The organism is Streptomyces sp. NPDC045431, from assembly GCF_040646655.1.
Classification (GTDB): Bacteria; Actinomycetota; Actinomycetes; order Streptomycetales; family Streptomycetaceae; genus Streptomyces.
Genome location: NZ_JBEZAQ010000009.1, coordinates 56,975 through 82,676, shown reverse-complemented (window position 1 = coordinate 82,676; position 25,702 = coordinate 56,975). Strand labels below are relative to the sequence as shown.

Here is a 25,702-nt window from a genome sequence, read left to right as displayed (position 1 = left end):
CGGAGCCGCCGCGTTCAGCGGGGTGGAGGGTCCGGTTTCCCGGCGGGCGGGCGCCTCGACCGAACATCTGCCGCATATCAGACATATTCTGAAGGTGCCCGAGTGACCCGAGCGGCAGGAGGGACCATGTCATTCGTCCAGGTCATCGACCTCAAGACGGACAGGGTCGATGAACTACGCGGCTTGATGGACCAGTGGATCCAGGCGACGGAGGGTAAGCGGACGGCCACCCATTCCATCGTCGGCCGGGACCGCTCCGACGGCACGCACGTCGTCGAGATCGTGGAATTCCCCTCGTACGAGGAGGCGATGAGGAACTCGAACCTGCCGGAGACCAACCGGATCTACCAGCAGCTGATGGAGCTCTGCGACGGTGAGCCGTCGTTCACGGACCTCGATGTCGTCGGGGACCAGCAGCTCAACAAGATCGTGGTGCAGCGGTTCGTCGAGGAGGTCATCAACCGGGGCAACATCAACGCGGCGGACGAGCTGTGCACCGCCGACTACCGGGAGCACGACCCGTCGCTGTCGTCGTACGACGTCGACCTCGAGCGGGCCAAGGCCGAGAACCAGGAGACCATGACGGCGTTCTCCCCCACCTGCACCATCGAGAGTCTGGTGGCGGAGGGCGACCTGGTCTGCATGCGGATGTCCTACACGGGCCGCCACATCGGCGAGTACCGGGGCCTGGAGCCCACCAACCGGGACGTCTCGGGCACCGGCCACGCGACCTTCCGCTGCAAGGAGGGCAAGATCGCCGAGAGCTGGTGGAACATCGACGACCTCGGACTGATGCAGCAGCTCGGCGTCTTCGAGCCGTACGAGCGTTAGCCGTCTCGAACGGGGGTGCAGCACCCGCCGCACGCGTCGGCGACTTGCGCGGCTTGCGGGGTAGGCGGGGCGGCCGGGGCGCAGCAGCCGTCGCCGCGCCAGGCGTCCCGGCCCTCCTTCACCGCGACCGCGGCGATGACGAGCGCGGCGACGGGGTCCGCCCACGACCAGCCGAGCAGGGCGTGGGCGGCGAGGCCCGCCAGCAGGACGGCCGACAAGTACGTGCACAGCAGGGTCTGCTTGGAGTCGGCGACGGCCGACGCGGACCCCAGCTCCCGTCCCGTGCGCCGCTGGGCGGCGGACAGGAACGGCATGACGGCCAGCGAGGCGGCCGCCAGGACGATGCCCGGGAGCGACTCCTCGGCGTGGCCCGTGCCGCTCAGGGCGCGGACGGCGTCGACGGCGACGTACGCGGCGAGGGCGAAGAACGAGACCGCGATGACGCGCAGCGCCGTGCGCTCCCGGGCCTCCCTCACCGCGTGGTCCCGCGCGGAGAACTGCCAGGCCACGGCGGCGGCGGAGGAGACCTCGACGATCGAGTCCAGCCCGAAGCCGATGAGGGCCGTGGAGGAGGCCGCGGTTCCGGCGGTGAGGGCGACGACCGCCTCGACGGCGTTGTAGGCGATGGTGGCCGCCACCAGCAGGCGTATGCGCCGGGCCAGCCGGTCACGGCGGTCGGCGGTCAGGGTCGCGGTCGCGGTCGCCATCAGCAGCACCCCTTGTCGTCCGCGTCCGGGCACGTCGCGTCCGCCGCGACGGCCACCACGGCGGCGCGCAGGTCGTCCAGGGCGCGGGCGAGCCGGGGGTCGGCGAGCTCGTACCGGCTGCGGCGGCCGACGGGGACGGCGACGACGAGGCCGCAGTCGCGCAGGCAGGCGAGGTGGTTCGACAGGCGCGTACGGGAGACGCCGAGTCGCTCGGCGAGATCGGCGGGGTGCGCGGGCGCTTCGCGCAGCGCGAGCAGCAGCCGGCAGCGGATGGGGTCGGCGAGGGCGCGGCCGAAGCGGGCGAGGGTCTCGATGTCCGAGGCGAGGGTCAGCACGCCGAGAAACGTACACGGAAACCTGAATTCAGGAAAGCCTGAACCGTGGGGGTGTCAGCCCCGAACCGTCGGAGGTGTCACCCCTGGAGGCCCGGGACGTTCGGCAGGACGCACAGGACGGTGCGGAACGTCATCTTCGAGAAGACCCACAGATGGGGGCCTTTGCTCCAGATCCTCACCGTGCCGGTCACCTCCCCGACCACGCCGATCCCCCGCCTGCGCAGCAGCCACAGCGAGCGCACCCGACGCCCCACCCGCCACAGCGGAATCGCGCCGATCGGCCCCAGAAGTCCGCCCACGGTCAGGGTGAGGGCGGCGCCGAGCCGGTCCTGCGGGCTGACGACCCCGAGCAGGAACAGCAGGAGCACGTACAGCACCGAGGCCGCGGAGAGGTGCAGCGCCCCCAGGGTCCTTCCGGTGAGCTCCCTCGGCGGCTCGGTCTCCGTGCGCACGAGCGCGCGTCCGTCGGGGTCGGGCGTGCTCGCGAGGAGCGCCGCCGTCAGTCGGCCCAGGAACGCCTCGACCGCGCGGTCGTTGGGGCGCGCAGCTCGACGGCCGCCCCCAGCCCGTGGCCCGCGGCGCCCGGCGGCCCGCTGATCGTGACACGCAGGACACCGCCGACCGTGCGCTCGGCCGAGGCGAGCGCACGCACCGGCAGTGTCCAGGTCGTGCGGCCCCGCGTGACGAGCAGCCGCTCGCCGTCGAAGCGGGCCGTGGTACCGCCCGACGCGAGGACGCTCTCCGAAGGCCCGTCCGGTATCGCTCTCCGATTCGACATGTCCGGAGGATAGGGGCGGAGTCGTTTCCTCCGGTTATGACCCCGGCCGCACGTGGAGGCGGGCCGCCGCATACAGATCGCGCCAAAGGCGTGACCCGCCGTCAATCCCCTTGACTTCCAGGGGCTATGCTCCCGCCCGTCGTCATATGATCTTTCTCGTTCGATGGGTTTGAGGGTGCTGATGGTCCGTGAGGAATCGTCGCCCGGAAGTGGAAGCCCGCGGTCCGCGGCCTCTTTCGTGTGGCTTCTGCCCGCCGCTCTGACCGCCGTCGCCGCAGGTGTCACGGTGGCTCTGGTCTCCGCCCCGGCGCGCGTACCGGTCGGCGTCATCGGCGCCGTCGCCGCCCTCGCGCTCGCCGCCATGGGCGCCGAGGCTGCCCGCCGCGGGCGGGTGATCGAACAGCTGGAGCGCTCCGTCGCCGCCCGCGACACGGCCCTGGCCCGGCGGAACGCCGAGACCGCGCACCTGGCCGGAACCCTGCTGCCGGACGCCGTCGAGCGGCTGCGCCGGGGCGAGTTCCCCGAGGACGTGCTCGCCTCGCTCACCGCGCCCGAGGAACACCGCGCGGTCGTACGCGTCGTCGTGGACGCGGTCGTCGCCGAGGAGGACCTGCGCGAGTCCGCACAGCGTGCCTTCGTGAACATCGCCCGACGGGTTCAGGCCATCGTGCACCAGCAGGCCCAGGAGCTCCGGCAGATGGAGGACCGCCACGGCAACAACCCCCAGGTCTTCGGCGATCTGCTGCGCATCGACCACGGCACCGCGCTGATCGGCCGGCTCGCCGACTCCATCGCCGTGCTCGGCGGTGCCCGCCCCGGACGCCAGTGGAGCCGGGCCGTGCCCCTGTACAGCGTGCTGCGCGGCGCCATGTCCCGGATCCTGGACTACCAGCGCGTGGAGCTGCACTCCGTCACCGAGGTCGCCGTCACCGGCCCGGCCGTCGAGCCGCTGATCCACGCGCTCGCCGAGCTCCTCGACAACGCCACGCGCTACTCGCCGCCGCAGACCAAGGTCCACCTGACCGCCGTGGAGGTGCAGTCCGGCATCGCCGTGGAGATCGAGGACGGCGGCGTCTCCATGAGCGAGGAGGCCCGCAAGCGGGCCGAACGCATGCTGCGCCAGGCCCAGCAGGGCATCGACCTCAACGACCTCGGCGAGACGCCGCGCCTCGGCCTCGCCGTGGTGGGCCGGCTGGCGCAGGCGTACGGCTTCCAGGTCTCGCTGCGCCCGTCCGCGTACGGCGGTGTCCGGGCCGTCGTGGTCGTGCCGCAGGAGCTGATCACCACCGTCGCCTCCGCGAGCGGCCTCGCCCACGGCATCGGCGCCTCGTCCGTCCCGCGGACGACGGTGCCGGAGGCGCCCGCCCTGCCGGGGCCGGCCGCCGACCCCGCCGCCACTCCCGCCGGAAGCACCACCGCCGCCTCCTCCGCCGCGCGTGCCGCCGCCACCGGCCCCGTCGCGGACGACCACACGCCGGCCGTGACCGCGCGCACCCCGAACGGGCTGCCGCAGCGGCGCCGCAAGAAGCCCGCACCGGGCGCGTCCGGCACACCCGCCGCGTCGGCACCGCCGACGCCCACCGCCGCTCCCGACCAGGAGCCCTCACCTCAGGTGCAACCCGGAATGTGGCTGGCCGCGTTCCAGAGCGGCCTGACCGGGGAGCCCACCGACGCAAGCAAGGGGAACACTCAGCCATGATCAAGCAGCAGGCCAATATGGACTGGATGCTCAAGGATCTCGCGGAAGGCGTGCCGCAGACCAGGCACGTGGTCGTACTCTCCGCCGACGGTCTGCGCATGGCCCAGTACGGCACGGACGACGACACGGCGGACCGGCTCGCCGCCGCCTGCGCCGGCCTGCAGTCGCTGGCCGGCGCGGTCGCCACCGAACTCCCCGGCAGCGACGGCCGGATGCGGCTGGTGGTCATCGAGATGAACGGCGGCTTCTTCTACCTGATGGCGGCGGGCACCGGCGCGTACCTCGCCGTGCTCGCCGACGAGGGCGTCGACGCCGGGCTGATGGGTCAGCGCATGCGCGACCTCGTACTGCGGATCGGAGAGCACCTGAGCAGTCCGCCGCGCCGGGACGCCGAGTGAGCGACGCGGGCGGCGGAGGCGGCAAAGGCGGCGCCACCGGCGCGGACTGGGAGGAGACGAGCCCCGAGCGGCTGTACGTGATCACGGGCGGCCGCAGCGGAGCCTCCGCGGCCGCCGCGGCCCTCGACCTGGTCACGCTGATCGTGGCCAGGTCCGGCGCGCGGCCCGGGATGCAGCCGGAGCACGCGGCGATCGTCCAGCTGTGCCAGGCACCGCTGTCGGTCGCCGAGATCTCCGCGTACCTGGGCCTCCCGGTCAGTGTCGTCACCGTCCTGCTCGGCGACCTCATCGCCGACAACCGGGTCGTCGCCCGCGCCCCCGTCCCACCCGCCCGACTCCCCGACCGCGCGTTGATTGAGGCAGTGATCGATGGACTTCAAAAGCTCTGAGCAGTACGGCTCTGAGCAGGCAGGCGCGCCGGTGGCGCGCGGGCCGCGGAGCGAGGACGTGCTGCCCGCGACGGCCACCACCGCCGTGAAGGTGGTCATCGTGGGCGGCTTCGGCGTCGGCAAGACGACGCTGGTCGGCTCGGTGAGCGAGATCCGGCCGCTGACGACCGAGGAGACGATGACGCAGGCCGGGGTCGGCGTCGACGACACCTCCGGGGTCGACGGCAAGACGTCGACGACGGTCGCCATGGACTTCGGCCGCATCAGCATCAACGACCAGTTGGTGCTCTACCTGTTCGGTACGCCGGGCCAGGAGCGCTTCTGGTTCCTGTGGCGCGGCCTGTTCGAGGGCGCGCTGGGCGCGGTGGTGCTGGTGGACACGCGTCGCCTGGAGGTCAGCTTCGACGTGATCGGGCGGCTGGAGGAGCGCGGGGTGCCGTTCGTGGTGGCCGTCAACTCCTTCCCGGACGCGCCGACGTACCCGGTGGAGGAGCTGCGCACGGCGCTGGACCTGCCGTACTCGGTGCCGATCCTGCCGTGCGACGCGCGCGAGCGCGGCTCCGCCAAGGACGTCCTGATGACGCTGATGCGCTACCTCCAGACCCTCGCCACGACGCAGGAGGCGTCATGACCACGCCGCACCCCCACACCACCGACACCACCGGCTCCTTCCCGGCCCCGCCGCCGGGCTGCCCGGCGCACGGCATGGGTGGCGCGGGCGCACCGCACCGGCTGTACGGCCCGGTCGCCGAGTCCGACCCGAGCGCCCTGTACGAAGCGCTCCGAAAGGAACACGGCCCGGTGGCGCCGGTGCTCCTCCATGGCGACCTGCCGGCGTGGCTGGTGCTGGGGCACCGGGAGAACCTCGAGGTGATGCGCTCGCCGTCGCGGTTCTCCCGGGACTCACGCCACTGGCGCATGTTCCAGGAAGGCAGGGTCGCCCCGGACTCCCCCTTGCGCCCCATGGTCGAATGGCAGCCGATCTGCGTCTTCGCGGACGGAGCGGAGCACGAGCGGCTACGTTCCGCCGTCACCGACAGTTTGGAGCAGTTCGATCGCCGGGGCATCCGGCGGTACGTGATCCGGTACACGAACCAACTGGTCGACGCCTTCGCGGCGACCGGACAAGCCGATCTGATCGGCGACTTCGCCGAGAAGCTGCCCATGCTGGTGATGACGCAGCTCCTCGGCATGCCGGAGGAGTACGGGCCACGACTGGTCGACTCGGCGCTGGACCTGATGAAGGGCAGTGAGACGGCGCTCGCCAGTAACGACTTCCTGGTCCGTACGCTGCGGACGCTGACGGAGCGCAAGAAGGCCCACCCGGGCCATGACCTGCCGAGCCGGCTCATCAGCCACGCCGCGGAACTCAGTGACGACGAGGTGCTGGAACACCTGCGGCTCGTACTCGTCGCCGCCAACGAGACCACGGTCAACCTGATCGCCAACACGCTGCACTTGGTACTCACCGACCGCCGCTTCCGGGCAAGTCTCGCGGGTGGCCATATGACGCTGCCCGACGCCCTGGAACAGGTCCTGTGGGACGCGCCCCCTCTTTCGGCGATCCCGGGCCGCTGGGCCACCGGTGACACGCTCCTCGGAGGACAGCGGATCAGCGCCGGTGACATGCTGCTGCTCGGGGTGGCGGCCGGCAACGTCGATCCCGAGATCCGGCCCGACCTGTCCGCACCACTGCAGGGCAACCGCGCCCATCTCTCCTTCAGCAGCGGTCCGCATGAGTGCCCCGGGCAGGACATCGGCCGGGCGATCGCGGACACCGGGATCGACACCCTGCTGTCGAGACTGCCGGACCTTCAGCTGGCCGTCGGCGACGAGGAGTTGACGACGCGCGCGGCATGGCTCTCCAAGCGCCTGGAGGCGCTGCCCGTACGGTTCACGCCACCACAAGAGGCGTTGGAGGGTAACGGGAAGAAGCCCGCCGACTTCGCCTCCACCATGCCGGGCCCGCTTCCGGAAGCGGTGCCGGTCGCCGTGCCCGCCACGGCTGAACTGGAGCGTCCGGCGCGGGTGCCGTGGTGGAAGTCGATCTTCCAGCGAGGGCGATGACCACGTAAGAGCCGCCGTTTCCCTGGGTGATTGTCCTATTGGAGGATCGGAATCCGGTCACTACGATGCGCCACAGTTGATCACTCTGGGGTGAACGAGACGCGTGTGGCGGCAACACCGCCGACCTCACGCGTCACCCCCTGACAAGAGGGAGGCCGTAGTGGGCCCCGGGCTCATCGTTCCGCCGCTCTACTCCCCCATCCCACCGGCGATACATCCCCGCCACGCGGAGATAGACGTACAAACGGCCGCCTGGGCGGAAACTTTTCGCATCGGGTCCGAGGAACTGCGCGGGCGCCTCGTACGCCAGGACATCGGCACGTTCTGCGCCCGCATCCTCCCCGAGGGCCGCGATGAAGTGGTGTCCCTCCTCGCGGACTTCGTGCTGTGGCTCTTCGGCGTGGACGACGGACACTGCGAGGAGGGCGAGCTCGGCCACCGACCGGGCGACCTCGCCGGACTCCTGCACCAGTTGCTCCGAGTCGCCCAGAACCCCGAGGCCCCCGTCCTCCCGGACGACCCCCTCGCCGCGGGCCTGCGCGACCTGCGCATGCGCGTCGACCGGTACGGCACCGCCGGGCAGGCGGCCCGCTGGGTGGACGCCCTGCGCGAGTACTTCTTCTCGGTCGTCTGGGAGGCGTCCCACCGCCGCGCGGGCACCGTGCCCGACCTGAACGACTACACTCTCATGCGGCTGTACGACGGAGCGACCTCCGTGGTGCTGCCCATGCTGGAGATGGGGTACGGCTACGAACTCCAGCCCCACGAACGGGACCACACGGCGGTGCGCGCCGCCGCCGAGATGGCGTCGTTCATCATCACCTGGGACAACGACATCTTCTCGTACCACAAGGAGAAGGCCGGTTCGGGCTACTACCTCAACGTCCTGCGCGTCCTGGAGCACCACGAGAAGCTCACCGCGCAGGACGCCCTGACCACCGCCATCGCGCAGCGGGACCGGGTGATGTGCCTGTTCCTGCGGCTCACCGAGCACCTCTCGCGGAACGGGAGCCCGCAGCTGCGCCGGTACCTGGCGAGCCTGGCCAGTTTCATCCGGGGCGCCCAGGACTGGGGCATCAGCTCCGTGCGCTACACCACGCCGGACGACCCGGCGAACATGCCGTCGGCCTTCAGCGACCGGCCCACCGACACCGGCAGCGCACCGCTGGACATCCCCGTAATCGCCTGGTGGTGGGCGCTTCCGCCCTCATCCCCCGCCTCGGGCACGGCGCGCCGGCCCGCTCAACGCGCCGCCTAGAGCAAAGGAACCTTCCTCACGTGTCAGTCGGATTGCAGTCGGTTCCCCGCGCCCCGGGAGCGATACCCCTCCTCGGGCACGCACTGAAACTATGGCGAGACCCACTCGGCTTTCTCAAGTCCCTGCGCGAGAGCGGCGACCTCGTCCGCGTCGACCTCGGCACGATGCCCATGTACGTCGCTACGACGGCACGAATGGTCCACGAGGTGACCGTCAAACAGGCCCGCAGTTTCGAGAAGGGACGCCTTTACGACCGGGTGCGCCCGCTCGTCGGGGACGGTCTGGCGACGGCGAGTGGAGAGATCCACCGCAGGCACCGCCGCCTGATGCAGCCGATGTTCCACCATCAGCGCATCGCCGGTTACGCCGAGATCATGAGCAGCCGTGCACGGGCGCTCGCCGAGTCGTGGACGCCGGGGCAGCGCCTCGCAGTCGAGCAGGTGATGGGCGAGTTCGCCATCGAGACACTGGCGGCGACCATGTTCTCCACGGACATCGGGCGGCGCGCCGTCGAGGCGGTGCGCCGGAACCTGCCCGTCATTCTCAAGAACATGCTGATACGTGCCGCGTCACCCACGTTCCTCGACCGGCTGCCGGTACGCGCCAACCGCGACTTCGACGCGGCATCGGCGAGCATGCGGCAGGTCATCGACGACGTGATCGCCAGCACGCGCCGCGCAGGCGGTACCGACCAGCCCGATCTGCTCTCGGTGTTGCTCGCCGCACGGGACGCGGACACCGGGGAGGCGTTGACCGACAGGGAGGTGCGGGACGAGCTCGTCACCATCCTCTTCGCCGGCACGGAGACCACCGCCTCCACACTGTCCTGGGCGTTCCATGAGCTGGCGGGCCACCCGGAGGTCGAGGAGCAGCTGGTCGCCGAGATCAACGAGGTGGTCGGGGACCGGCCGGTGACCATCGAGGACGTGCCCCGGCTCACCGCGATCCGGCGGGTCCTGGACGAGGTCATCCGCCTGCACGGCGTTACCTTGCTCATGCGACGGACCACCGAGTCGGTCCAGCTAGGTGACTTCTCCGTCCCTCCGGGGGTCGAAATCGCGTTCAGCCTCTACGCCTTGCACCGCGACCCGGCGCTGTACGAGGACCCTGACCGCTTCGATCCCGACCGGTGGACGCCGGAGCGCCGCGCCTCACTGGGACGCGAGGACTTCGTTCCGTTCGGCTCCGGGAACCGCAAGTGCATCGGCGACACCTTCGCCTGGACGGAGGCGACTATCGCGCTGGCGACGATCCTGCCCCGCTGGAAGCTGCGTCCCGAACCGGGAACGCCCGCGCCCCGGGAAGCAGCCTCCGCCATGGCCCACCCCGACCGCGTCCCCATGACGGTGCTCCCCCGCTGAGCCGACCACCGCCCCCGCGGCGGGCGTTCGCACGCCCGCCGCACCGCGTAGGGTCGGCGGATGGAGACGACGCACCGGCCCGCCACCCGGGTCATATGCCTGGACGCCGCCCACCGCCTGCTGTTGATGCGCTGGCGTGATCCGCACTCCGGGAACTGGCTCTGGGAGCCGCCCGGTGGCGGGATCGAGCCCGGTGAGACGCCGCTCGTGGCGGCGCGGCGCGAGCTGGCCGAGGAGACCGGGCTCGACCCGGCGGCCGTCCTCGACCGGTCGGTGCCGGTCGACCGCGACACCTGGTGGAACGGCAAGCACCACACCGGCACGGAGCTCTTCTTCGTGGCCCGTTTCGCCGAGGAGCGGCCCCCGTTGTCACGGTCCGGTCTGCTCCCCGCCGAACTGGCCAGCCTGGACACACACGCCTGGGTCCCGTGGCCCGAGCTGGGAGCGTTGTCGGATCCCGTCGAGCCGCCGCAGCTGCCGGACGTGCTGCGCGCCCTGGTGCCCGACGGCCCGTGGGGCGCGCCGGGCCGTCGGTGAGCGCCGCGGCCGGCCCTCAGCGCTTCCGGGTCAGAGCGCTCGGCCACCACGCCCTCGGGCCGGTGTCGATCACCAGCGCCGGCACCAGGAGGGACCGGACGACCAGGGTGTCGAGGAGGACGCCGAAGGCGACGATGAAGGCGATCTGCACCAGGAACGCCAGGGGGATGACCATCAGTGCGGCGAAGGTGGCCGCGAGGACGACGCCCGCCGAGGTGATGACGCCGCCGGTGGTCGTCAGGCCCCGCAGCACGCCCTTCCGCGTTCCGTGGGCGAGCGCCTCCTCCCGTACGCGTGACATCAGGAAGATGTTGTAGTCGACGCCCAGCGCCACCAGGAACACGAAGCCGTAGAGCGGCACCGAGGCGTCCGTGCCGCTGAAGCCGAGGAGGTTCTCGAAGACCAGCGCCGATACGCCGAGGGTCGCCAGGAAGTTGAGCGCGACCGTCGCGACCAGCAGCACCGGAACCAGCAGCGAGCGCAGGAGCGCCACCAGGATGAGCAGGATGATGCCCAGGACGACGGGCACGATGACCGACCGGTCCCGGGCGGCCGTCCGCTGCGTGTCGTACTGCTGCGCCGTGTAGCCGCCGACCAGGGCGTCCGCGTCCGGCACGGCGTGGACGCGCTCGCGCAGGCGGTGGATCGTGTCCTTGGCGGCGTCGCCGTCCGCCGCGTCCGCCAGCGTGGCGTCGATGCGTACGCGCCCGTCGACGACCGGCGGCGGGCCGTCCGGCCGGCCGGACGCCGAGCGGGTGGTTACGGCGGCCACGCCCTCGGTGTCCCGCGCGGCGGCGACGACCTCCCCGGCGCGGTCCGCGCGCGCGATGATCACCGCGGGGTTGCCGGAGCCGCCGGGGAAGTGCTCGCCGAGGGTCCGCTGGGCGGCCACGGACGGGGCGTCGTTGACGAAGATCTCGTCGAGGGGGACGCCCTTGGAGGACAGCCCGGGTGACAGTGCCGCGAAGAAGGTGAGGACCAGGGCGGTGGAGACCCACACCCGACGTGGCGCGCGGTCCACCAGCGCGGCGACGCGCCGCCACACGCCGTGCCCCTCCACCGTGGCGTCCGACGGCTTGGGCCGGGAGGGCCAGAAGGCCGCGCGGCCCAGCAGGGCGAGCGCGGCGGGGAGGAACGTCAGCACGGACAGGACCGCGCACACGATGCCGATGGCACCGACCGGTCCCAGGGCGCGGTTGTTGGTGAGGTCGCTCGCCAGGAGGGCCAGCAGGCCCATCGCCACGGTGGCGGCGCTCGCGACCACGGCACCGAACGAGCGGCGTACGGCGGCCCGTACGGAGGCGACGGGGTCCTTCCGTACCGCGAGCTCCTCGCGGAAGCGCGCGGTGACCAGCAAGGCGTAGTCGGTGGCGGCTCCGATGACCAGGATGGAGAGGATGCCCTGCACCTGCCCGTCCACCCGTACGAGGTCGCGCTGCGCCAGCGCGTAGACCACCGCGCACGCGAGTCCCAGCGCGAACACCGCCCCCAGGATGATCACCAGGGGCAGCAGCACGCTCCGGTAGACGAGCAGCAGGATCAGCAGCACGGCGATGAGCGCCACCCCGAGCAGCAGCCCGTCGATGCCGGCGAACGCGTCGGAGAGGTCGGCCTGGCTCGCGGCCGGCCCGGCGATGTGCACGGAGGTGCCGGCAACGGCCTCGGCCGCCTCGCGGACCTGGTCCAGTACGGCGGGCAGCTCGTCGCCGAGGTTCCGTTCCAGCGGCACGACCGCCTGCATCGCCTCGCCGTCCTCGGAGACGAGCGGGGGTGAGGGCCGCCCGCCGACGCCGGGGCGGCCGGTCAGTACCTCGACCGCGCGGGCGGCGGCCTGCCGCTGCGCCGCGCCGACCTGTTCGCCCTCCGCCGTCCACACGACGATCGCGGGGACCGTCCCGGTCCGGTCGAACGCCTTCCCCGCCTCCAGTACGCGGGTGGACTCGGCACTGCGCGGCAGGAACGCGGCCTGGTCGTTGGTGGACACCTCGCCCAGCTTGCCCGCGTACGGGCCGAGGGTGCCGCCCACGCCCAGCCAGACGATCAGGAGGACGAGCGGGACCAGCCACCGGGACCAGCGCGGTGTGTTTCTCATCGGAAGGAGAACCCCAGCCTGAAGAACCGGTTGAGAAAGTATCTCAACCGTCGATTATCTTGATGATGAAGAGATCATATGCTGAAGGCATGCGCAGTCCTGACACCCCTCCTTCCCCGTTCCCTCCGGACGATCCGACCGGCCTGCAGGCGTTCGCCGTACTGCTGCGCCAGATGAACGGCGAGTTCAACCGCATCGCCCAGGAGTTCGCGCAGGCGCAGGGGCTGCACCTGACGGATGTCCAGGCGCTGATCGCGGTCCTGGACGGCGACCGGGACGGCGACTCCGAGCCGATGACGCCCGGCAGGCTGCGCAAGCAGCTCAACCTCACCTCCGGCGCCATGACCGCGTGCCTGGACCGGCTGGAGAAGGCGGGCCACCTGCGGCGCGTGAGGGCCGCCGACGACCGCAGGGTGGTGCACCTGCACTACGCCGAGGCGGGCAGGCGCCTCGCCCAGGACTACTTCCGGCCCCTCGCCCAGGGCACGGACGCGGCGCGCGGCCGCTTCACCCACGAGGAGCTGGGGGTGGTCGTACGGTTCCTGGCCGAACTCAACCGCCAACTCGCCGCGCTGCGCAGCTGAGGGCGTAGGACGAGCCGCCGCCGGGGTACCTCTGTTCCGTACGGTCCCCGGCGCCGCCGCGCCCGAGGGCCGGGTCCGAGCCGTCGAACAGGGGAAGAACTGTGGCCACCGAAGCCAGTGCGGACTCCCTCCCGGACACACCCGGAGCCGGGCGACCGGTCCCCGAAGCCGAGCCGGAGCTGGTGGAGCGGTGGCGCTCCCGAGGGGGCGAACTGGTCGACCTCCTGACCGACGTGCGCGAGCGGCTCGGTGGCGTCGCGGCGTTCCGCATCGGCCCGGCGCCCACGGTCCTCGTCACCGGGCCCGCGGCGGTCCAGCACGTCCTCGCCCACCACCCGGACGCTTACGTCAAGCGCTCCCACCGCGCCCGTCTCCTCGTCGGCGACGGGGTGCTCTCCGCCACCGGCGAGGCGTGGAAGCGCCAGCGCCGCGTGCTCCACGCGCAGTTCACCGGCACCGGCATGCGGCGCTACGAGGAGCGCATCACCGGCGCCGCCAGGACGACCGCCGAACGCTGGGCGGAGTACGCCCGTACCGGCCGGACCTTCGACGTCCGGCGGGAGATGCACCGCTTCGCCCTCGACTCGATCTGGCGCTCGCTCACGGGGTACGCCCTCGACGACGAGACCGAGGACCGGCTGGCCTCGGTGACGGCCGTGGTCGCCGCCCTGCCGACCCTGCCCTCCGACGCCGCCGACGCCCGGGAGGCCGTCGCCGCCGACCTCGCGCGGATCGACGCGGTCGCGGGGTGCGCCATCGAGGCCGCCCGCCGCGGGGTTTCCGGGCCGGACGGGCCGGGCCTGCTGCGCGTCCTGCTCGACGCGGCCGGCGAGCACCCGGAGTACACGGAAGCACTGGTCCGCGACGAGCTGGTCACCCTGCTCGTGGCCGGGCACGAGACCACCGCCACCACCCTGACCTGGCTCTACCTGCTGCTCGACCGCCACCCCGGCCACCGCGAGCAGGCCCTCGCCGCCGGGGCGGAGGGGTCGGCGCCACGCCGCCGCGCGATCCAGGCCCTGATCCACGAGACGCTGCGGCTCTACCCGTCCGCCTGGATCCTGCCGCGCCACGCGGCCCGGGCGGACACCCTGACCGGTTACGCCGTCGAGGCGGGCACCGACCTCCTGGTCTGCCCCTACCTCACGCATCGGGACCCCGCTCTGTGGCCGGACCCGGAGCGGTTCGACCCCCGGCGCTTCACCACACCCGACGGCCGGCCGACCCGGCCGGGCTCCTACCTCCCCTTCGGCCTCGGGCCCCGCGCCTGCCTCGGTGCGCAGTTCGCGCTGCGGGAGACGACCGTGCTGCTCGAGCACCTCCTTCCGGCCCATACCGTGGCCTTCGACTCCGTTCCCACGAAGACGTCGTACGGCATCACCGTCCGACCCGAAGGCCCCACTCCCGCGACCCTGCGTACGCCGCGCACCTGACGGCCCGAGGTACCCGGCGGAATCTGAGTACGCGTGCTCAGGACCGCCGCTCCCGGCTCGCCGACGATGAGGGTCCCATCGTCGAGACCGGGAGAACCACATGCTCAGCCGCCTCGCCCACGCCCTGGTGCCCACGGCCGGACGCCTGTCCGTGTCGTCCGACGCGGACGGGGGCGCCGGCGGCGGCGCCTGCCGCGGCACTCATGGCGGCACCGGTGCCGCCATCGCGCCGGGGAGCATCGTGGCGGCGAACCACACCTCGCTCGCCGACCCCGCCATCGTGCTGGCCGCGCTGCGCCGGCTCGGGGCCGAGCCGGTGGTCATGGCGGCCGCCGGGCTGTGGCGCGTACCGTTCCTCGGCGGCGCGCTCGCCCGTGAGGGCCACATCCCGGTGCACCGCGGGGACCGGCGGGCCGCGCGGGCACTGGACCTCGCCGCCGCCGCGCTGGACGAGGGGCGTGTGGTCCTCATCTACCCCGAGGGCGGCATCCCGCCGCGCGCGGGCGCTGCGGAAGCCGCGCCGGCCGCCTTCCGCAGCGGGTTGGCGCGGCTCGCCGAACGCACCGGCGCGCCCGTCGTGCCGGTCGGGCAGGCCGGGGCGCGCCGGGTCATGTCGGGGAGCGGGGCCAAGCAGCTGGCGGGCGTGCTCACGGCGCCGGTCCGGCGCCCCGCCCTGCACGTCCATGTCGGGGCGCCGATCGTGCTGACGGGCGACCGCGCCGCGCGTACGGCGCAGGCGCACGACGCGGTCACGGAAGCCTGGCGCACCGCGGCCGCCCGTCTCGGCGAGCCGGCCGCGCTCACCGTACTCGCCGCGTAGGTGCGACAGCGGCGGAGGCGGGAGTGGCGCAGGTGATCAGGCCGTCGGCGGAGGCGAGGGCGGCCGTCGCGGCCAGCGCGCTCAGCCGGGTAAGAGCCATGGCACAGGGCTGCCGGGGTGCATGGAAGGTGCGAGCGTGCCCCCGACTCGACCGGGAGAGCAGCGGCATTGGCAGCGATGGCGGGTGCTGGGTCCCGCAGGCGCGCGGGTTCAGGGCACTTTCGGCGACGGTGTCGGGTACGGCTTCACCCTGCTGACGCCGTCACTGTCGGCGCATGCCTCCAACGCGCGGTAGCCGACGCACACTTCACCATGCTCGGGCCGGAACTCGGACGGCAGCATGGGCGTGTGCCTGCTGCCGATGGCGTTCCCGAGCAATGCGTTGCTCTTCAGCGACAGAGCGTCCCCGGTATCTGATTTCAGATACACAGAGAGGACCTGTTCGTCCTCGGTGGGCAGGAGGTCCGCCCACAGCGCTTGGCAGACAGCGCTGTACCACAGGGTGACCATGCCGTACTCCGTCTTAACGCCGGCCGTCGTCTCAGCGTTTTCGAGGCACTGGTATTCCTTCGGATCCTTCCCCCTGCACGTGCCGTTCCGGCAGCTCTTGCGCGTGTCCTTCGGCTCCGGGGGGAGCTCGGCCACCGGCGGGGTCCACTGGGGCGGAGAGGCGGTGACGGCGACGCCGGCGATGGCCGTCAGGGCCGCTGCCACGCCCACGGCCGCGGCAACCCGCATCCAACGGGTTCCCTTCCGGACGCCGCCCTCCCAAGGCCGCGCGTCCTGACCGTTCTTAGGCAGCTCCGGTCCACCGCCACCGCTACCGCCTACCGCGGCCGCCTCCTGCTCGCCGTCCGTCCCGTCCGGCGCACCGCCGGAAGGGGAGCCCGCGGCGATCCGGTCGCGCGCCTCCAGCCAGGCACGCAGTCTCCGGTCCTCTCCGCAGGCGCGCAGGAACGCCGCCAGCGTCTCCGCGCGCGGTAACGAGCCGGTGCGCAGCGTGTAGGCCAGCGTGCTGCGCGCGAGCACCTCACCCTGCTCGGCCGCCCGTTCTTCCAACTGCCGGTAGGTCAGTCCCGACCGTTCCTTCAACCACCGCATCCGCTCGACGAACCCGGCGGCGTCGTGTGCCTGGCCCGGATCCACATCATCCTCGCTCCCCATGCCGAGCATCCTTGCCGGGCCCACAGCGCTTGACAACACGCCCCGGCACGGTGGCCGCCCGGCCCGCGGATCGGGGCGCGTTCCGTACGCCGGCACCCGCCGCCGGCGAGGCAGCCGTCCGGACACCGCGCGGGGCCGCCTGTGTCCTGGACGCTGTCCAGAAGGCGGGTTGACGTGCCCGGACAGTTCCGTGTCCGTCCAGGACACCTGACCGGTCTTGTCCCCGGCCGCTCGACGCCAGGAAGCTCTGGAGCGCCGTCGGGCGACGGCGGGTGCCCGGCGAAAGCGTCCGGACCCTCAGCCACCAAGGAGTCATCATGCGTCTTCGCACCGTCCTGGGAACCGTGGCGCTCGGCGCCGCACTCGCACTCGGGACCACCGCGGCCACCGCCGCCACCGCTCAGGCCGCGCCGGCGGCGTCCTCTGGGACAGAGGCGACATCCGCCGCGGCAGACCAGGTGTTCATCGGGTACTACTCCAGCAGCACCGCGTGCCACATCGCCGGCACGTCGATGGCTGGTGACGACTACACCTGCATCCGCAAGGGCACCCGGTGGGCCCTGTACATCTTCGTGTAGTGCCGCAGCCGCTCGTCAGGCAGGCGTCCCAGGTGGCGCCTGCCTGTGCCGTGCGTCGAGGGCCGACCGGCCATAGCAGCCGCGCCGCACCCGGCGCAATCCCCCGGTGGTCGGCATGCGGCCACCGGACTGTGGGGGCCCGTGCCATACACCGTCGTACGAGGGCGACTTACGGTTCCGCTCACCCGGGCCGCCCGCGGCCGATCGCGGCGCGGGCCGCCCGGGGCATCGCATGCCATCGAGGAGCCGCCATGCACACCCCCCTCCCCCACGAATCCCACGGATCCCATGAATCCCACCCACCCCTCTCGCCTCAGGCTCCGCTGCGCGCGGCGCAGCGCCTGTGGGCCGGCGTGGCCGTCCTGGTCATGTCGGTCGCCGCGGTACTGACCGGGCCGGTCCCCGCCGCCCGCGCCGCAGCCGTCCCGCTCACCCCGGTCACCGGCTTCGGGACCAACCCCGGGCAGCTGTCGATGTACGTCCACCGCCCCGCGTCCCTGCCCGCCGCCCCACCCCTGGTGGTGGCGCTGCACGGCTGCACGCAGAGCGCGCAGGCGTACGCGGACCACTCCGGGCTTCCCGAACTCGCCGCCCGTGCCGGGTTCCTGCTCGTCCTCGCGGAGCAGTCGTCGGCCAACAACGCCAACAAGTGCTTCAACTGGTTCCAGACCTCGGACAGCCGGCGCGGCCAGGGCGAAGCCGCGTCGATCCGTCAGATGGTCGCGCACGCCGTCGCGTCGTACGGCGCCGATCCGAAGCGGGTGTACGTCACGGGGCTGTCCGCCGGGGGCGCGATGACGTCCGTCCTGCTCGCCGCCTACCCGGACCTCTTCGCCGCCGGGGCCGTCGTCGCGGGGCTGCCGTACGACTGCGCCCGGGACGTGGCGTCCGCGTACTCCTGCATGAACCCGGGTGTGGACCTGTCGCCCGCCCAGTGGGCGCAGCGCGTGCGCGACGCCCACCCCGCGTGGACCGGGCCGTGGCCGCGCGTCGCGGTCTGGCACGGGGACCGGGACACGACGGTCGTGCCGCGCAACGCGGACGAGCTGCGCGACCAGTGGACCGCCGTGCACGGGCTGGGACAGACCCCCACCCGTACGTCCCTGATCGGCCCCAACGCGACGCGCCACGAGGAGTACGCGGCGGCCGGCGGGACCGTCGCCGTCGAGGTGAACCGGGTCCCGGGCATCGGCCACGGCACGCCCGTCGATCCGGGTACCGGGGAGCGGGAGTGCGGCTCGACGTCGGCCGCGTACTTCCTCGACTCGATCTGCTCCAGCCACTGGATCGCGGCGTTCTTCGGCCTGACGGGCACGGACGGCGGGACGCCCCCGCCGGACCCCGGCCCCGGTCCCGGCCCGGACCCGGTGCCCGCATCGTGCTGGACGAGCAGCAACTACCAGCACGTCCAGGCCGGTCGCGCCACGACGAACGGCGGCTACACCTTCGCGAAGGGCTCGCAGCAGAACATGGGCCTGTACAACACCTTCGTCACGCACACCCTGAAGGAGTCCCCGACCGGCTGGTACAGCCTCGCCGACGGCGCCTGCCCCTGAGGCCCCGGACCTCCTTGATCGAGTGGTGACGCCCCCGCCCCGGTCGTACCGTCGAATGGGTGAACGGCAAGCCACTGACCTCAGGGACCGAGTCCGCCGCCACCCGCCGGCGTGGCGGCGGCGGCAAGGGCATGGCGCTCCTCGTCATCGCGTCGTGCCAGCTGATGGTGGTGCTCGACATCACGATCGTGAACATCGCGCTGCCGCACATCCAGCGTTCGCTGGAGTTCTCGACGACGAACCTGTCGTGGGTGGTCAACGCCTACACGCTGACCTTCGGCGGCCTGCTGCTGCTCGGCGGCCGGGCGGGCGACATCCTCGGCCGGCGGCGGGTGTTCGTCTTCGGCGTGCTGCTGTTCGTCCTCGCCTCGCTGCTGGGCGGACTGGCCCAGAACGGCGGCCAGTTGCTGGCCGCGCGGGCGCTGCAGGGCGTCGGCGGGGCCATCGCCTCGCCGACTTCGCTCGCCCTGATCAGTACGACGTTCGAGGAAGGCCGGGAGCGCAACCGGGCCTTCGGCGTCTTCGCCGCGGTGTCGGCGGGCGGCGGCGCCATCGGCCTGCTGGCGGGCGGCATGCTCGTCTCGTGGCTCGACTGGCGCTGGGTGTTCTTCGTCAACGTGCCGATCGGGCTCCTCATCGTCCTGGCCACTCCGCGCTGGATCCGCGAGTCCGAGCGCCATCCCGGCAACTTCGACGTCACGGGCGCGCTGAGCTCGACGCTCGGCATGGTGCTGCTGGTGTACGGGTTCATCCGCGCCGCTCAGGACGGCTGGGGCGACGGGCTGACCGTGGCGTCGTTCGCCGCCGCGGTGGTGGCCCTGGTGGTCTTCGTCCTCGTGGAGCGGCGGTCGCGGCAACCGATCACGCCGCTGCACATGTTCGCCGACCGCAACCGGGCGGGCACGTACGGGATCATGCTGAGCCTCGCCGCCGCCATCTTCGGCATGTTCTTCTTCCTGACGCTCTTCGTGCAGAACGTCCTCGACTTCAGCCCGCTGGCGGCCGGGCTGGCGTTCCTTCCCATCAGCGCGATCATCGCGGTCGGCGCGGGCGTCGCCTCGCAGCTGCTGCCGAAGTACGGACCGAAGCCGTTCATGGTGGTCGGCGCACTGCTGTGCGCGGCGGGGCTGGCCTGGCTGACGCTGACCGACGTCCACTCCACCTACCTGGGCAGCGTCCTGGGGCCGATGCTCGTCTTCGGCATGGGCATGGGGATGCAGTTCGTGTCGCTGACGCTGATGGCGCTGTCGAACGTGCCCGTCCACGAGTCGGGGGCGGCGTCCGGGCTGCTCAACGCCACCCAGCAGGTGGGCGGTTCCCTCGGTCTGTCCATCCTGGTGACGATGTTCGGCACGGCCAGCTCCAACGAGGCGACCCGGCAGATCCCGGCGTACCTGGCCCAGGCGACGCCTGCGGAGCGGCTGCGTTTCCAGCGCACGCACGAGCTGCCGCCGCCGTGGGCCGACCAGGTGCTGACGTCCGGCGTCTCGGCGGCGTTCATCCTGGCGGCGGTGTTCACGGTGGTCGCCGCGCTGATCGCCGTCCTGGTCATCCAGGTGCGACCGTCGGATCTGGAACGCCTCCAGGGCGGCCTGGGCCCCGGACAGGTGTGAGGTTCAGCCCCGTTCAGTCCCGTTCAGCCCCCGGGGACGCGTACGGTCTCCACCCAGGCGGGCGGCTCGGGGGCGTCCGCGCCGATGAGGGCGGCGATCAGGCGGCAGGAGGGCGTCTCGTCGGGCCAGGGGGTGAAGCCGTCGGTGAGGACGACGACGATGTTCGGCCGGTCGGGCGCGGCGAGCGCGCTCGCGATGCCGACGCGCATGTCGGTGCCCCCACCGCCGCCGAGGGCGATCTGGTCGGTGGACGTCACCCGCGAGACGGCGTGGACGTCGGCGTCGCAGGCGAGCACGGTGACGCGGTTGCCGCGTACGCCGACCTCCCGCAGCACGCCGGTGATCTCCGCGAGCGCGGCGGCGAGGTCGTCGTCGCCCATCGAGCCCGAGGTGTCGATGACGACGGCGACGCGCGGCAGCGGGCGGCGCAGGCTCGGCAGGACGACCCCGCGCAGGGCGGGGGTGCGGCGCGAGGGGCGGCGGTAGGTGTAGTCGACGGCGCCGCCCGCCCAGGCGGCCGCTTCGCGCACCGCTCCCCGCAGGGCCTGGCGCCAGTCGACGGTGGGCTCCAGGACCTCGTCGGCCCAGCGCTGCCAGCCGGCGGGCAGGGTGCCGCGGCTGCGCCGGTGGGCGCGCATGGCCTCGGCGGTGTGCCGCCGCAGCGCCTGCGCCTCGGCCTCACCGAGCCGCGCGGGGCTGCCGTCGGTGCCGGGCAGCTCCCAGGGCAGCGGCTTGCCGTGGGCGCCGGAGCCGCAGTCGTGCGTGCGGACGTCGGGCGGCAGTGTCGTCACGTACTCCTCGAAGAGCCTGCCCGTCGGCAGGCCGAAGAGCCCGGGCTCCATGCGGCCGGCCGGGAGCGGGAGGCCGTCGGCGAGGAGGTCGTCGTTGATCTCGCAGTCCTGGGCGACGTTGACGCGGTGGTGGTCGCGCTGGTCGGCGGCGGGGAGCCGGTCCGCCCGGCCGTGGTGGTCGCGCAGCAGGTGGGCCGCCTCGTGGATCCAGACGGCGGCGAGTTCCGCGACGGGCGTCGCCTCCACGAAGGAGGGTGACACGTAGCACCGCCAGTGCCGGTCCACGCCCATGGTGGGTACGTCGCGGCTGGGCACCACCGTCAGCGCGTAGAGCGCGGAGGCGAGGTAGGGGCGGTCGCTCGCGGCCCGGTAGCGGGCGGCGAGCAGCTTCGTCATGTCCAGGCGCGGCGCGGCCGCGTGCGGCGCGTCCAAGGTGCCCCCTCAGCCGCTGCCGGGCAGGGCGCCGGACAGCTGGAGCAGGTCCAGGAACCCGTCGATGCCGGGCGGTACGGGCCAGGCGGTGTCCCGCAGGGCCGCGAGGTCCACGGCGGCACGGGCCGCCACGTCGGGCACGCCCGCGTCGACCGCCTTCGCCAGCACGGCCCAGCCGGCCTCCCAGCGCTCGCGGGTGAGGTCGCTCTGGATGGCGGAGACGATCGCGATGAGGAAGGCGAGCTGCCGGTCGCCGCGGTCCGGCAGGGAGAAGGCGTCCGGGTCGGCGAGGACCCGGTCGGGGTCGGGCAGGTCGAGGTGCTCCAGGTACGACAGCAGCTCGATGCCCGCGCCGTCGCCGACCGCGCCGGTGAGCGCCGCCGCCACCGCCTCGCGCCCGGCGCCGGTGGCGTACCCGGCGGCGAGCAGCCGCAGCGCCATCTCCCAGGTGCGGGGCGACGGCCAGGACCGGCCCCGGGCGTCGGCGTCGCCGGGGATGTGGTGGGCGAGGCCCGGGCGGGCTGTGAGGAAGCCGGAAATCGCACCGCGGGCGCGCGCGACCGCGCCCGGCGCCTTGGCGGGGTCGACGACGGGGACGGTCATCGCCGGCCACGTACCGGCCATGCCGCGGGCGACGGTGCGCGGGTCGTGCGTCCAGTGGAGGTGGACGAAGCGGTTGGCGAGCGGCGGGCTGAGGTGCCAGCCGTCGGCGGCGCTGGAGGGCGGGTTGGCGGCGGCGACGATGCGTACCGACTCGGGGAGGACCAGGCTGCCGACGCGGCGTTCGAGGACGACGCGCAGGAGCGCGGCCTGCACGGCGGGCGGCGCGGAGGACAGCTCGTCGAAGAAGAGCAGCCCGCGCCCGGCCTTCGCGAGCCGCACGGCCCAGTCGGGCGGGGCCATGGGGACGCCGGTGGTGGCGGGGTCGTCGCCGACGATGGGGAGGCCGGCGAAGTCGGACGGCTCGTGGACGCTGGCGATGACGGTCTCCAGCGGGAGCCCGAGGCCCGCGGCGAGCTGCTCCAGGCCGGCCGACTTGCCGATACCGGGCTCGCCCCACAGGAGGACGGGCTGGTTGGCCGTCACGGCGAGGGCGAGCGCCTCCAGTTGGGGGTTGGCGGAGGGCTCGGTGCGGGTGGCGCGCAGCCTGCGGTTGAGCGCGTCGGCGGCGGCGAGGGGGTCGGCGGCGCGGCCGGCGGGGCGGCGCGGCGCGCCGTCGGCGCCCGGGGCGCGGTCCGTGGCGGCGCGGCCGGCCTCGCGGTGAGTCGCCCGGTCGGTGGTGCGGTCGGCCTCACGGTCGGTGGTGCGGTCGGTGGTGCTCACCAGTCCTCGATCTCCTCGCCCTCGAAGTCCTCCCACCAGTCGGCGCCGATGCCGGGGTGCTCCTCCTCCAGCCGCTCCTTGAGGAACGCCAGGTCGGTCCGCTGGTACTGCATGAGGAGCTGCTCCACCGACAACTCCATGCTGTCGACGGCGTCGAGGCGGGCCCCGGCGTCGACGAGCGCCTCCACCAGGGCGCGCGACCCGCGCTCGGCCACGGCCGTGAGCAGCGGCGTGCGGTCCAGCAGGTCCCGTGCCTCCAGGTCGACGCCCGCCGACAGCAGCCGGGGCAGCAGCGTCTCGTGGTCGAGGTGCGGCAGCATGTGCAGGAGCGTGCGCCGGCCGCCGTCGCGCACCTTGGGGTCGACGCCCGCGTCGAGGAGCTCCAGGACGCCCGGGGTGTCGCCGTGCTGGGCCCGCAGGAACAACTCCTGCCGCTGGGCGCGCAGGGCCCGGGGCAGGCGGCCCTCGCCGGACGTCCACACCTGCTGCGCGGCGAAGCAGCCCGCGACGGCGCCGCCGAAGGCGCGCAGGGCGCGTTCGCGCTGCCGCTCCTCCTCGGAGTGCGGCATGCTCAGCTCCCTGTCGCGGGAGACCACCTGGTGCCATTCGCCGCGGCACCGGACCCGTACGGGCTCGGGGGCGGTCGGGCCGGGCGGGCCGACGGGGCCCTCCGCCGGGGGCAGGCCCGGCAGCAGGGACGCGGCGACCAGCGGGTGCAGGTGCCGGGGTTCGACGCCGCCGGCCCGCAGCAGGGCGATGTCGGCGGGCAGGCGCCACAGGGCCTCGGGCAGCTTCGGGATGCCCCCGCCGGGACCCGAGGTGCGCTCGGTGACGCTGACGCGCAGGCCGCCGCCGGAGACGATCTCCAGATCCACCATGCTGCGCCAGCCGTGGACGATCTGGAGGCGGTCGGTGCCCAGCGCGTCGGCGAGCCTGCGCGCCTCAGGCTTCAGCCGGGACAGGTTGAGCGGCAGGGCGGCCAGGGCGCCCAGCGGATCGATGGCGGACCAGTAGTGCTTCGTGGGCGGCGGGGTCAGGTCCAGCTCGATGCCCGCGGCGGCGAAGGCGTCCTCCAGGTCGCCCGCCGTGTAGTGCAGGACGAGCCACTCGGTGCGGGCGGCCGGGTCGTCGGCACCGGGGTCGGTCGCGGACAGCTCGGCGGTGGTGCGCGGCGTGCCGTCGGGGTGGAGGAACGGCGCCCGGTCCGGGCCGCCGCCGCACCGCTCGCGCAGCTCGCCGGCGTACCGCGCGTCCCACAGATGGCGTGCGGTCGTCCAGTCCATGACAGCCGCGCCGGCGTCGGGCGCGGGCCTCAGCCGCAGGGTGAGCCGCTGCGGCCCGTACGCCATGGCGGGCGTGGTGACCTGGAGGTGCGGTACGTCGGGGCGGTGGGGGTCTCCGTGGCGGGAGAGGAGGACGGTCCGGCCCGCCTCGAGGGTCGTCCGTCCGCCGAGCAGCCGGGGCAGGTGCCAGCGCAGCAGGTCCGGCGCGAGGTGGCGCAGGTCCTCCTCGACGGCGGCGGCGACGTCGGCGCCGTACGCGGCGGCGGCCTCGGCGAGGTCGAAGGCGACGCGGACGTTGGCCGTCGCGCAGGCGGCGGCCCAGTCGCCGGCCAGGCGGTGCTCGGTGGCGCGCTCGATCATCCACCGGGGTACGGCGTAGCGGCGGATGCCCCGCCAGGAGGCCGCCTCGTCGGCCGCGAGGGCGATCACCGGTAGACGCTCCCTATCGCACGCAGGTCGGGGTGGGTGCGGGCGGCGGGCCGCAGGCGCGCGGCGAAGGAACGCTTCACCTTGCGCGGCAGTCCGGGGCCCAGGCCGACGTACTCCAGCGGGGTGTGGTCGGGTACGGCGGCGAGCAGCGTCTTGGCGCCCCGGCCGGTCAGGCCCGTGTGGCCGAGCTCCAGACGGCGCAGGGGGCTGCCCGGCAGGGCGGCGGCGAGGGCGCGTACGCCGTCGTCGCCGGTGGCGTTGGCGGGGGCGCCGAGGCTGCGCTCGGAGCGGGGGCGGCCGAGGTCGAGGGACTCGATGGAGCCGAGCGCGTCGGCGAGGGCGCGCGCTCCGGCGGGGCCGATGCCGTTGCCGCCGAGGCCCAGGTGGACGGGGCCGGTGGCGTCGGCGGCGGCCGCGGCGAGGACGGCGGCGCCCTCGTCGCCGAGGTGGTTGGCGGGCAGGTACAGCTCCCGTACGCCCGCGTCGCGGATGAGTGCGGCAAGGAGGGGCGCGGCGTCGGCGGCCAGGCCGTTGCCGCCGAGGAAGAGGCGCTCCACGGGCCCGGGCCGCTCGGTGAGGGCGTCGAGCAGGGCGCGCAGGCCGCCGGTGGTGAGGCCGGTGTTGACGAGGTCGAGGGTGCGCAGCGCGGTGTTGCGTCGGAGCATGGCGGCGAGTGCGCGGGCGCCGTCGTCGCCGACCGGGTTGCGCTTGAGCCAGAGGGCTCGGACGCCCGTGTCCGCGGCCAGGCGGTCGGCCAGCGCGGCGGCGCCCTGGGGGCCGATGCGGTTGCAGCCGAGGTAGAGCGTGTGCAGGCCGTGGGACCCGTCCGCGAGCGCGTCGGCGACCGTGCGGGCGCCGTCGTCCCCGATGGAGTTGGTGCCGAGCAGGATGTGCGCGGCGTGCGGGGACGAGGCCGCGACGGGCATCAGGCGGGCTGCGCCCGCCGGTCCGAGTCCCTGCTTGCACAGGTCGACGCGGCCGTCCGCGCGTACGGTGCCGAGCGGGAAGGTCTCGTCGGTCTCGACGGGCCGCGCCGAGCGGAGCCGGTCGACCAGCGGTTCCAGGTCCGCCGGGTCGGCGAGGGGAATGTCCGGGTGCTCGATCGCGGGGCAGCGTACGGGCGTTGGCTGCGTCATCACCACTCCACCGGTCCCGCGCCGGGAGCCCGGGGCCCGGCGGAACCGGCATCGCCGTCCGCCCGCCGCTCCGGACGAACCGACGCCATCGACGTTCTTCCACGACTA

Annotated in this window: 25 protein-coding genes; 15 read left to right on the top strand and 10 right to left on the bottom strand. The window is 73.3% G+C overall.

The genetic code is table 11. The features are described from left to right. The first annotated feature begins 126 nt into the window (after positions 1 to 126). Positions 127 to 831 (top strand): ester cyclase, encoded by a 705-nt coding sequence (locus tag AB0A69_RS20180; protein WP_361423420.1) that lies wholly within the window; start codon positions 127 to 129, stop codon positions 829 to 831. Here AB0A69_RS20180 and AB0A69_RS20175 read toward each other — a convergent pair. From AB0A69_RS20175 to AB0A69_RS20160, 4 genes are all read right to left on the bottom strand, one after another. Then, a complete protein-coding gene (locus AB0A69_RS20175) occupies positions 828 to 1,538 on the bottom strand; it encodes a cation transporter (RefSeq protein WP_361423417.1) in 711 nt (236 codons plus the stop codon). The two genes, AB0A69_RS20180 and AB0A69_RS20175, sit on opposite strands and share 4 nt — an antisense overlap. After that, on the bottom strand, positions 1,538 to 1,873 hold the full coding sequence (locus AB0A69_RS20170; protein ID WP_361423414.1) for a metalloregulator ArsR/SmtB family transcription factor: 336 nt from the start codon (positions 1,871 to 1,873) through the stop codon (positions 1,538 to 1,540). Before AB0A69_RS20170 ends, AB0A69_RS20175 begins: the two co-directional genes overlap by 1 nt. 77 nt (positions 1,874 to 1,950) lie before the next feature. Then, on the bottom strand, positions 1,951 to 2,325 hold the full coding sequence (locus AB0A69_RS20165) for a hypothetical protein (RefSeq protein WP_361423412.1): 375 nt from the start codon (positions 2,323 to 2,325) through the stop codon (positions 1,951 to 1,953). Between the two features lie 47 nt (positions 2,326 to 2,372). Beyond that, a complete protein-coding gene (locus AB0A69_RS20160) occupies positions 2,373 to 2,651 on the bottom strand; it encodes a hypothetical protein (protein ID WP_361423410.1) in 279 nt (92 codons plus the stop codon). Between the two features lie 181 nt (positions 2,652 to 2,832). Between AB0A69_RS20160 and AB0A69_RS20155 the strand changes: the two genes are divergently transcribed. The 8 genes from AB0A69_RS20155 to AB0A69_RS20120 all read left to right on the top strand — a co-directional run bounded on the left by AB0A69_RS20155 (position 2,833) and on the right by AB0A69_RS20120 (position 10,360). Beyond that, a complete protein-coding gene (locus AB0A69_RS20155; protein WP_361423407.1) occupies positions 2,833 to 4,350 on the top strand; it encodes an ATP-binding protein in 1,518 nt (505 codons plus the stop codon). Next, the gene (locus tag AB0A69_RS20150; protein ID WP_355366355.1) at positions 4,347 to 4,748 is read left to right on the top strand and encodes a roadblock/LC7 domain-containing protein; all 402 of its coding nucleotides are present in this window, start codon (positions 4,347 to 4,349) and stop codon (positions 4,746 to 4,748) included. Before AB0A69_RS20155 ends, AB0A69_RS20150 begins: the two co-directional genes overlap by 4 nt. Next, positions 4,745 to 5,137: a DUF742 domain-containing protein gene (locus tag AB0A69_RS20145; RefSeq protein WP_361423404.1), complete on the top strand. Its 393-nt coding sequence runs from the start codon at positions 4,745 to 4,747 to the stop codon at positions 5,135 to 5,137. Before AB0A69_RS20150 ends, AB0A69_RS20145 begins: the two co-directional genes overlap by 4 nt. After that, complete coding sequence (locus AB0A69_RS20140) at positions 5,118 to 5,768, top strand: ATP/GTP-binding protein (protein ID WP_361423401.1); 651 nt, start codon at positions 5,118 to 5,120, stop codon at positions 5,766 to 5,768. Before AB0A69_RS20145 ends, AB0A69_RS20140 begins: the two co-directional genes overlap by 20 nt. Beyond that, positions 5,765 to 7,204 carry a cytochrome P450 gene (locus tag AB0A69_RS20135; protein WP_361423398.1) on the top strand — a complete coding sequence of 480 codons (1,440 nt, stop codon included), beginning with the start codon at positions 5,765 to 5,767 and terminating at the stop codon, positions 7,202 to 7,204. Before AB0A69_RS20140 ends, AB0A69_RS20135 begins: the two co-directional genes overlap by 4 nt. Positions 7,205 to 7,364: 160 nt before the next feature. Next, on the top strand, positions 7,365 to 8,462 hold the full coding sequence (locus AB0A69_RS20130) for a selina-4(15),7(11)-diene synthase (RefSeq protein WP_361423395.1): 1,098 nt from the start codon (positions 7,365 to 7,367) through the stop codon (positions 8,460 to 8,462). A 20-nt stretch (positions 8,463 to 8,482) separates the two neighbouring features. Next, entirely contained in the window at positions 8,483 to 9,823 is a 1,341-nt protein-coding gene (locus AB0A69_RS20125) for a cytochrome P450 (protein WP_361423392.1), read from the top strand. 60 nt (positions 9,824 to 9,883) lie between these two features. Beyond that, on the top strand, positions 9,884 to 10,360 hold the full coding sequence (locus AB0A69_RS20120) for an NUDIX domain-containing protein (protein WP_361423389.1): 477 nt from the start codon (positions 9,884 to 9,886) through the stop codon (positions 10,358 to 10,360). A 16-nt stretch (positions 10,361 to 10,376) separates the two neighbouring features. Here AB0A69_RS20120 and AB0A69_RS20115 read toward each other — a convergent pair whose 3' ends face one another. Continuing rightward, positions 10,377 to 12,452 carry an MMPL family transporter gene (locus tag AB0A69_RS20115; protein ID WP_361423386.1) on the bottom strand — a complete coding sequence of 692 codons (2,076 nt, stop codon included), beginning with the start codon at positions 12,450 to 12,452 and terminating at the stop codon, positions 10,377 to 10,379. Between the two features lie 89 nt (positions 12,453 to 12,541). On the opposite strand from AB0A69_RS20115, the gene AB0A69_RS20110 reads away from it, so the two are divergent. From AB0A69_RS20110 to AB0A69_RS20100, 3 genes are all read left to right on the top strand, one after another. After that, on the top strand, positions 12,542 to 13,036 hold the full coding sequence (locus AB0A69_RS20110) for a MarR family winged helix-turn-helix transcriptional regulator (protein ID WP_361423383.1): 495 nt from the start codon (positions 12,542 to 12,544) through the stop codon (positions 13,034 to 13,036). A gap of 101 nt (positions 13,037 to 13,137) precedes the next feature. After that, a complete protein-coding gene (locus AB0A69_RS20105; RefSeq protein WP_361423380.1) occupies positions 13,138 to 14,469 on the top strand; it encodes a cytochrome P450 in 1,332 nt (443 codons plus the stop codon). A 100-nt stretch (positions 14,470 to 14,569) separates the two neighbouring features. Then, a complete protein-coding gene (locus tag AB0A69_RS20100; protein WP_361423377.1) occupies positions 14,570 to 15,289 on the top strand; it encodes a lysophospholipid acyltransferase family protein in 720 nt (239 codons plus the stop codon). Between the two features lie 210 nt (positions 15,290 to 15,499). Here the strand turns inward: AB0A69_RS20100 and AB0A69_RS20095 are convergent, their stop codons facing one another. Beyond that, positions 15,500 to 16,453: a DUF2690 domain-containing protein gene (locus tag AB0A69_RS20095; RefSeq protein ID WP_361423374.1), complete on the bottom strand. Its 954-nt coding sequence runs from the start codon at positions 16,451 to 16,453 to the stop codon at positions 15,500 to 15,502. A gap of 317 nt (positions 16,454 to 16,770) precedes the next feature. On the opposite strand from AB0A69_RS20095, the gene AB0A69_RS20090 reads away from it, so the two are divergent. The 3 genes from AB0A69_RS20090 to AB0A69_RS20080 all read left to right on the top strand — a co-directional run bounded on the left by AB0A69_RS20090 (position 16,771) and on the right by AB0A69_RS20080 (position 20,200). Continuing rightward, positions 16,771 to 17,031, top strand: coding sequence for a hypothetical protein (locus tag AB0A69_RS20090; protein WP_361423371.1), 261 nt, complete (start codon positions 16,771 to 16,773; stop codon positions 17,029 to 17,031). 251 nt (positions 17,032 to 17,282) lie between these two features. Beyond that, entirely contained in the window at positions 17,283 to 18,587 is a 1,305-nt protein-coding gene (locus AB0A69_RS20085) for a PHB depolymerase family esterase (protein WP_361423368.1), read from the top strand. 131 nt (positions 18,588 to 18,718) lie between these two features. After that, positions 18,719 to 20,200 carry an MFS transporter gene (locus AB0A69_RS20080; protein WP_361423771.1) on the top strand — a complete coding sequence of 494 codons (1,482 nt, stop codon included), beginning with the start codon at positions 18,719 to 18,721 and terminating at the stop codon, positions 20,198 to 20,200. Positions 20,201 to 20,223: 23 nt separating this feature from the next. Here the strand turns inward: AB0A69_RS20080 and AB0A69_RS20075 are convergent, their stop codons facing one another. The 4 genes from AB0A69_RS20075 to AB0A69_RS20060 all read right to left on the bottom strand — a co-directional run bounded on the left by AB0A69_RS20075 (position 20,224) and on the right by AB0A69_RS20060 (position 25,594). Next, positions 20,224 to 21,387, bottom strand: a complete 1,164-nt coding sequence (locus AB0A69_RS20075) for a VWA-like domain-containing protein (protein WP_361423768.1) — start codon at positions 21,385 to 21,387, stop codon at positions 20,224 to 20,226. A gap of 45 nt (positions 21,388 to 21,432) precedes the next feature. After that, positions 21,433 to 22,569: an AAA family ATPase gene (locus AB0A69_RS20070; RefSeq protein WP_361423765.1), complete on the bottom strand. Its 1,137-nt coding sequence runs from the start codon at positions 22,567 to 22,569 to the stop codon at positions 21,433 to 21,435. A 173-nt stretch (positions 22,570 to 22,742) separates the two neighbouring features. Further along, positions 22,743 to 24,458, bottom strand: coding sequence for an ankyrin repeat domain-containing protein (locus tag AB0A69_RS20065; protein WP_361423365.1), 1,716 nt, complete (start codon positions 24,456 to 24,458; stop codon positions 22,743 to 22,745). Continuing rightward, complete coding sequence (locus AB0A69_RS20060; RefSeq protein ID WP_361423362.1) at positions 24,455 to 25,594, bottom strand: gala protein; 1,140 nt, start codon at positions 25,592 to 25,594, stop codon at positions 24,455 to 24,457. Before AB0A69_RS20060 ends, AB0A69_RS20065 begins: the two co-directional genes overlap by 4 nt. Positions 25,595 to 25,702 lie beyond the last annotated feature (108 nt).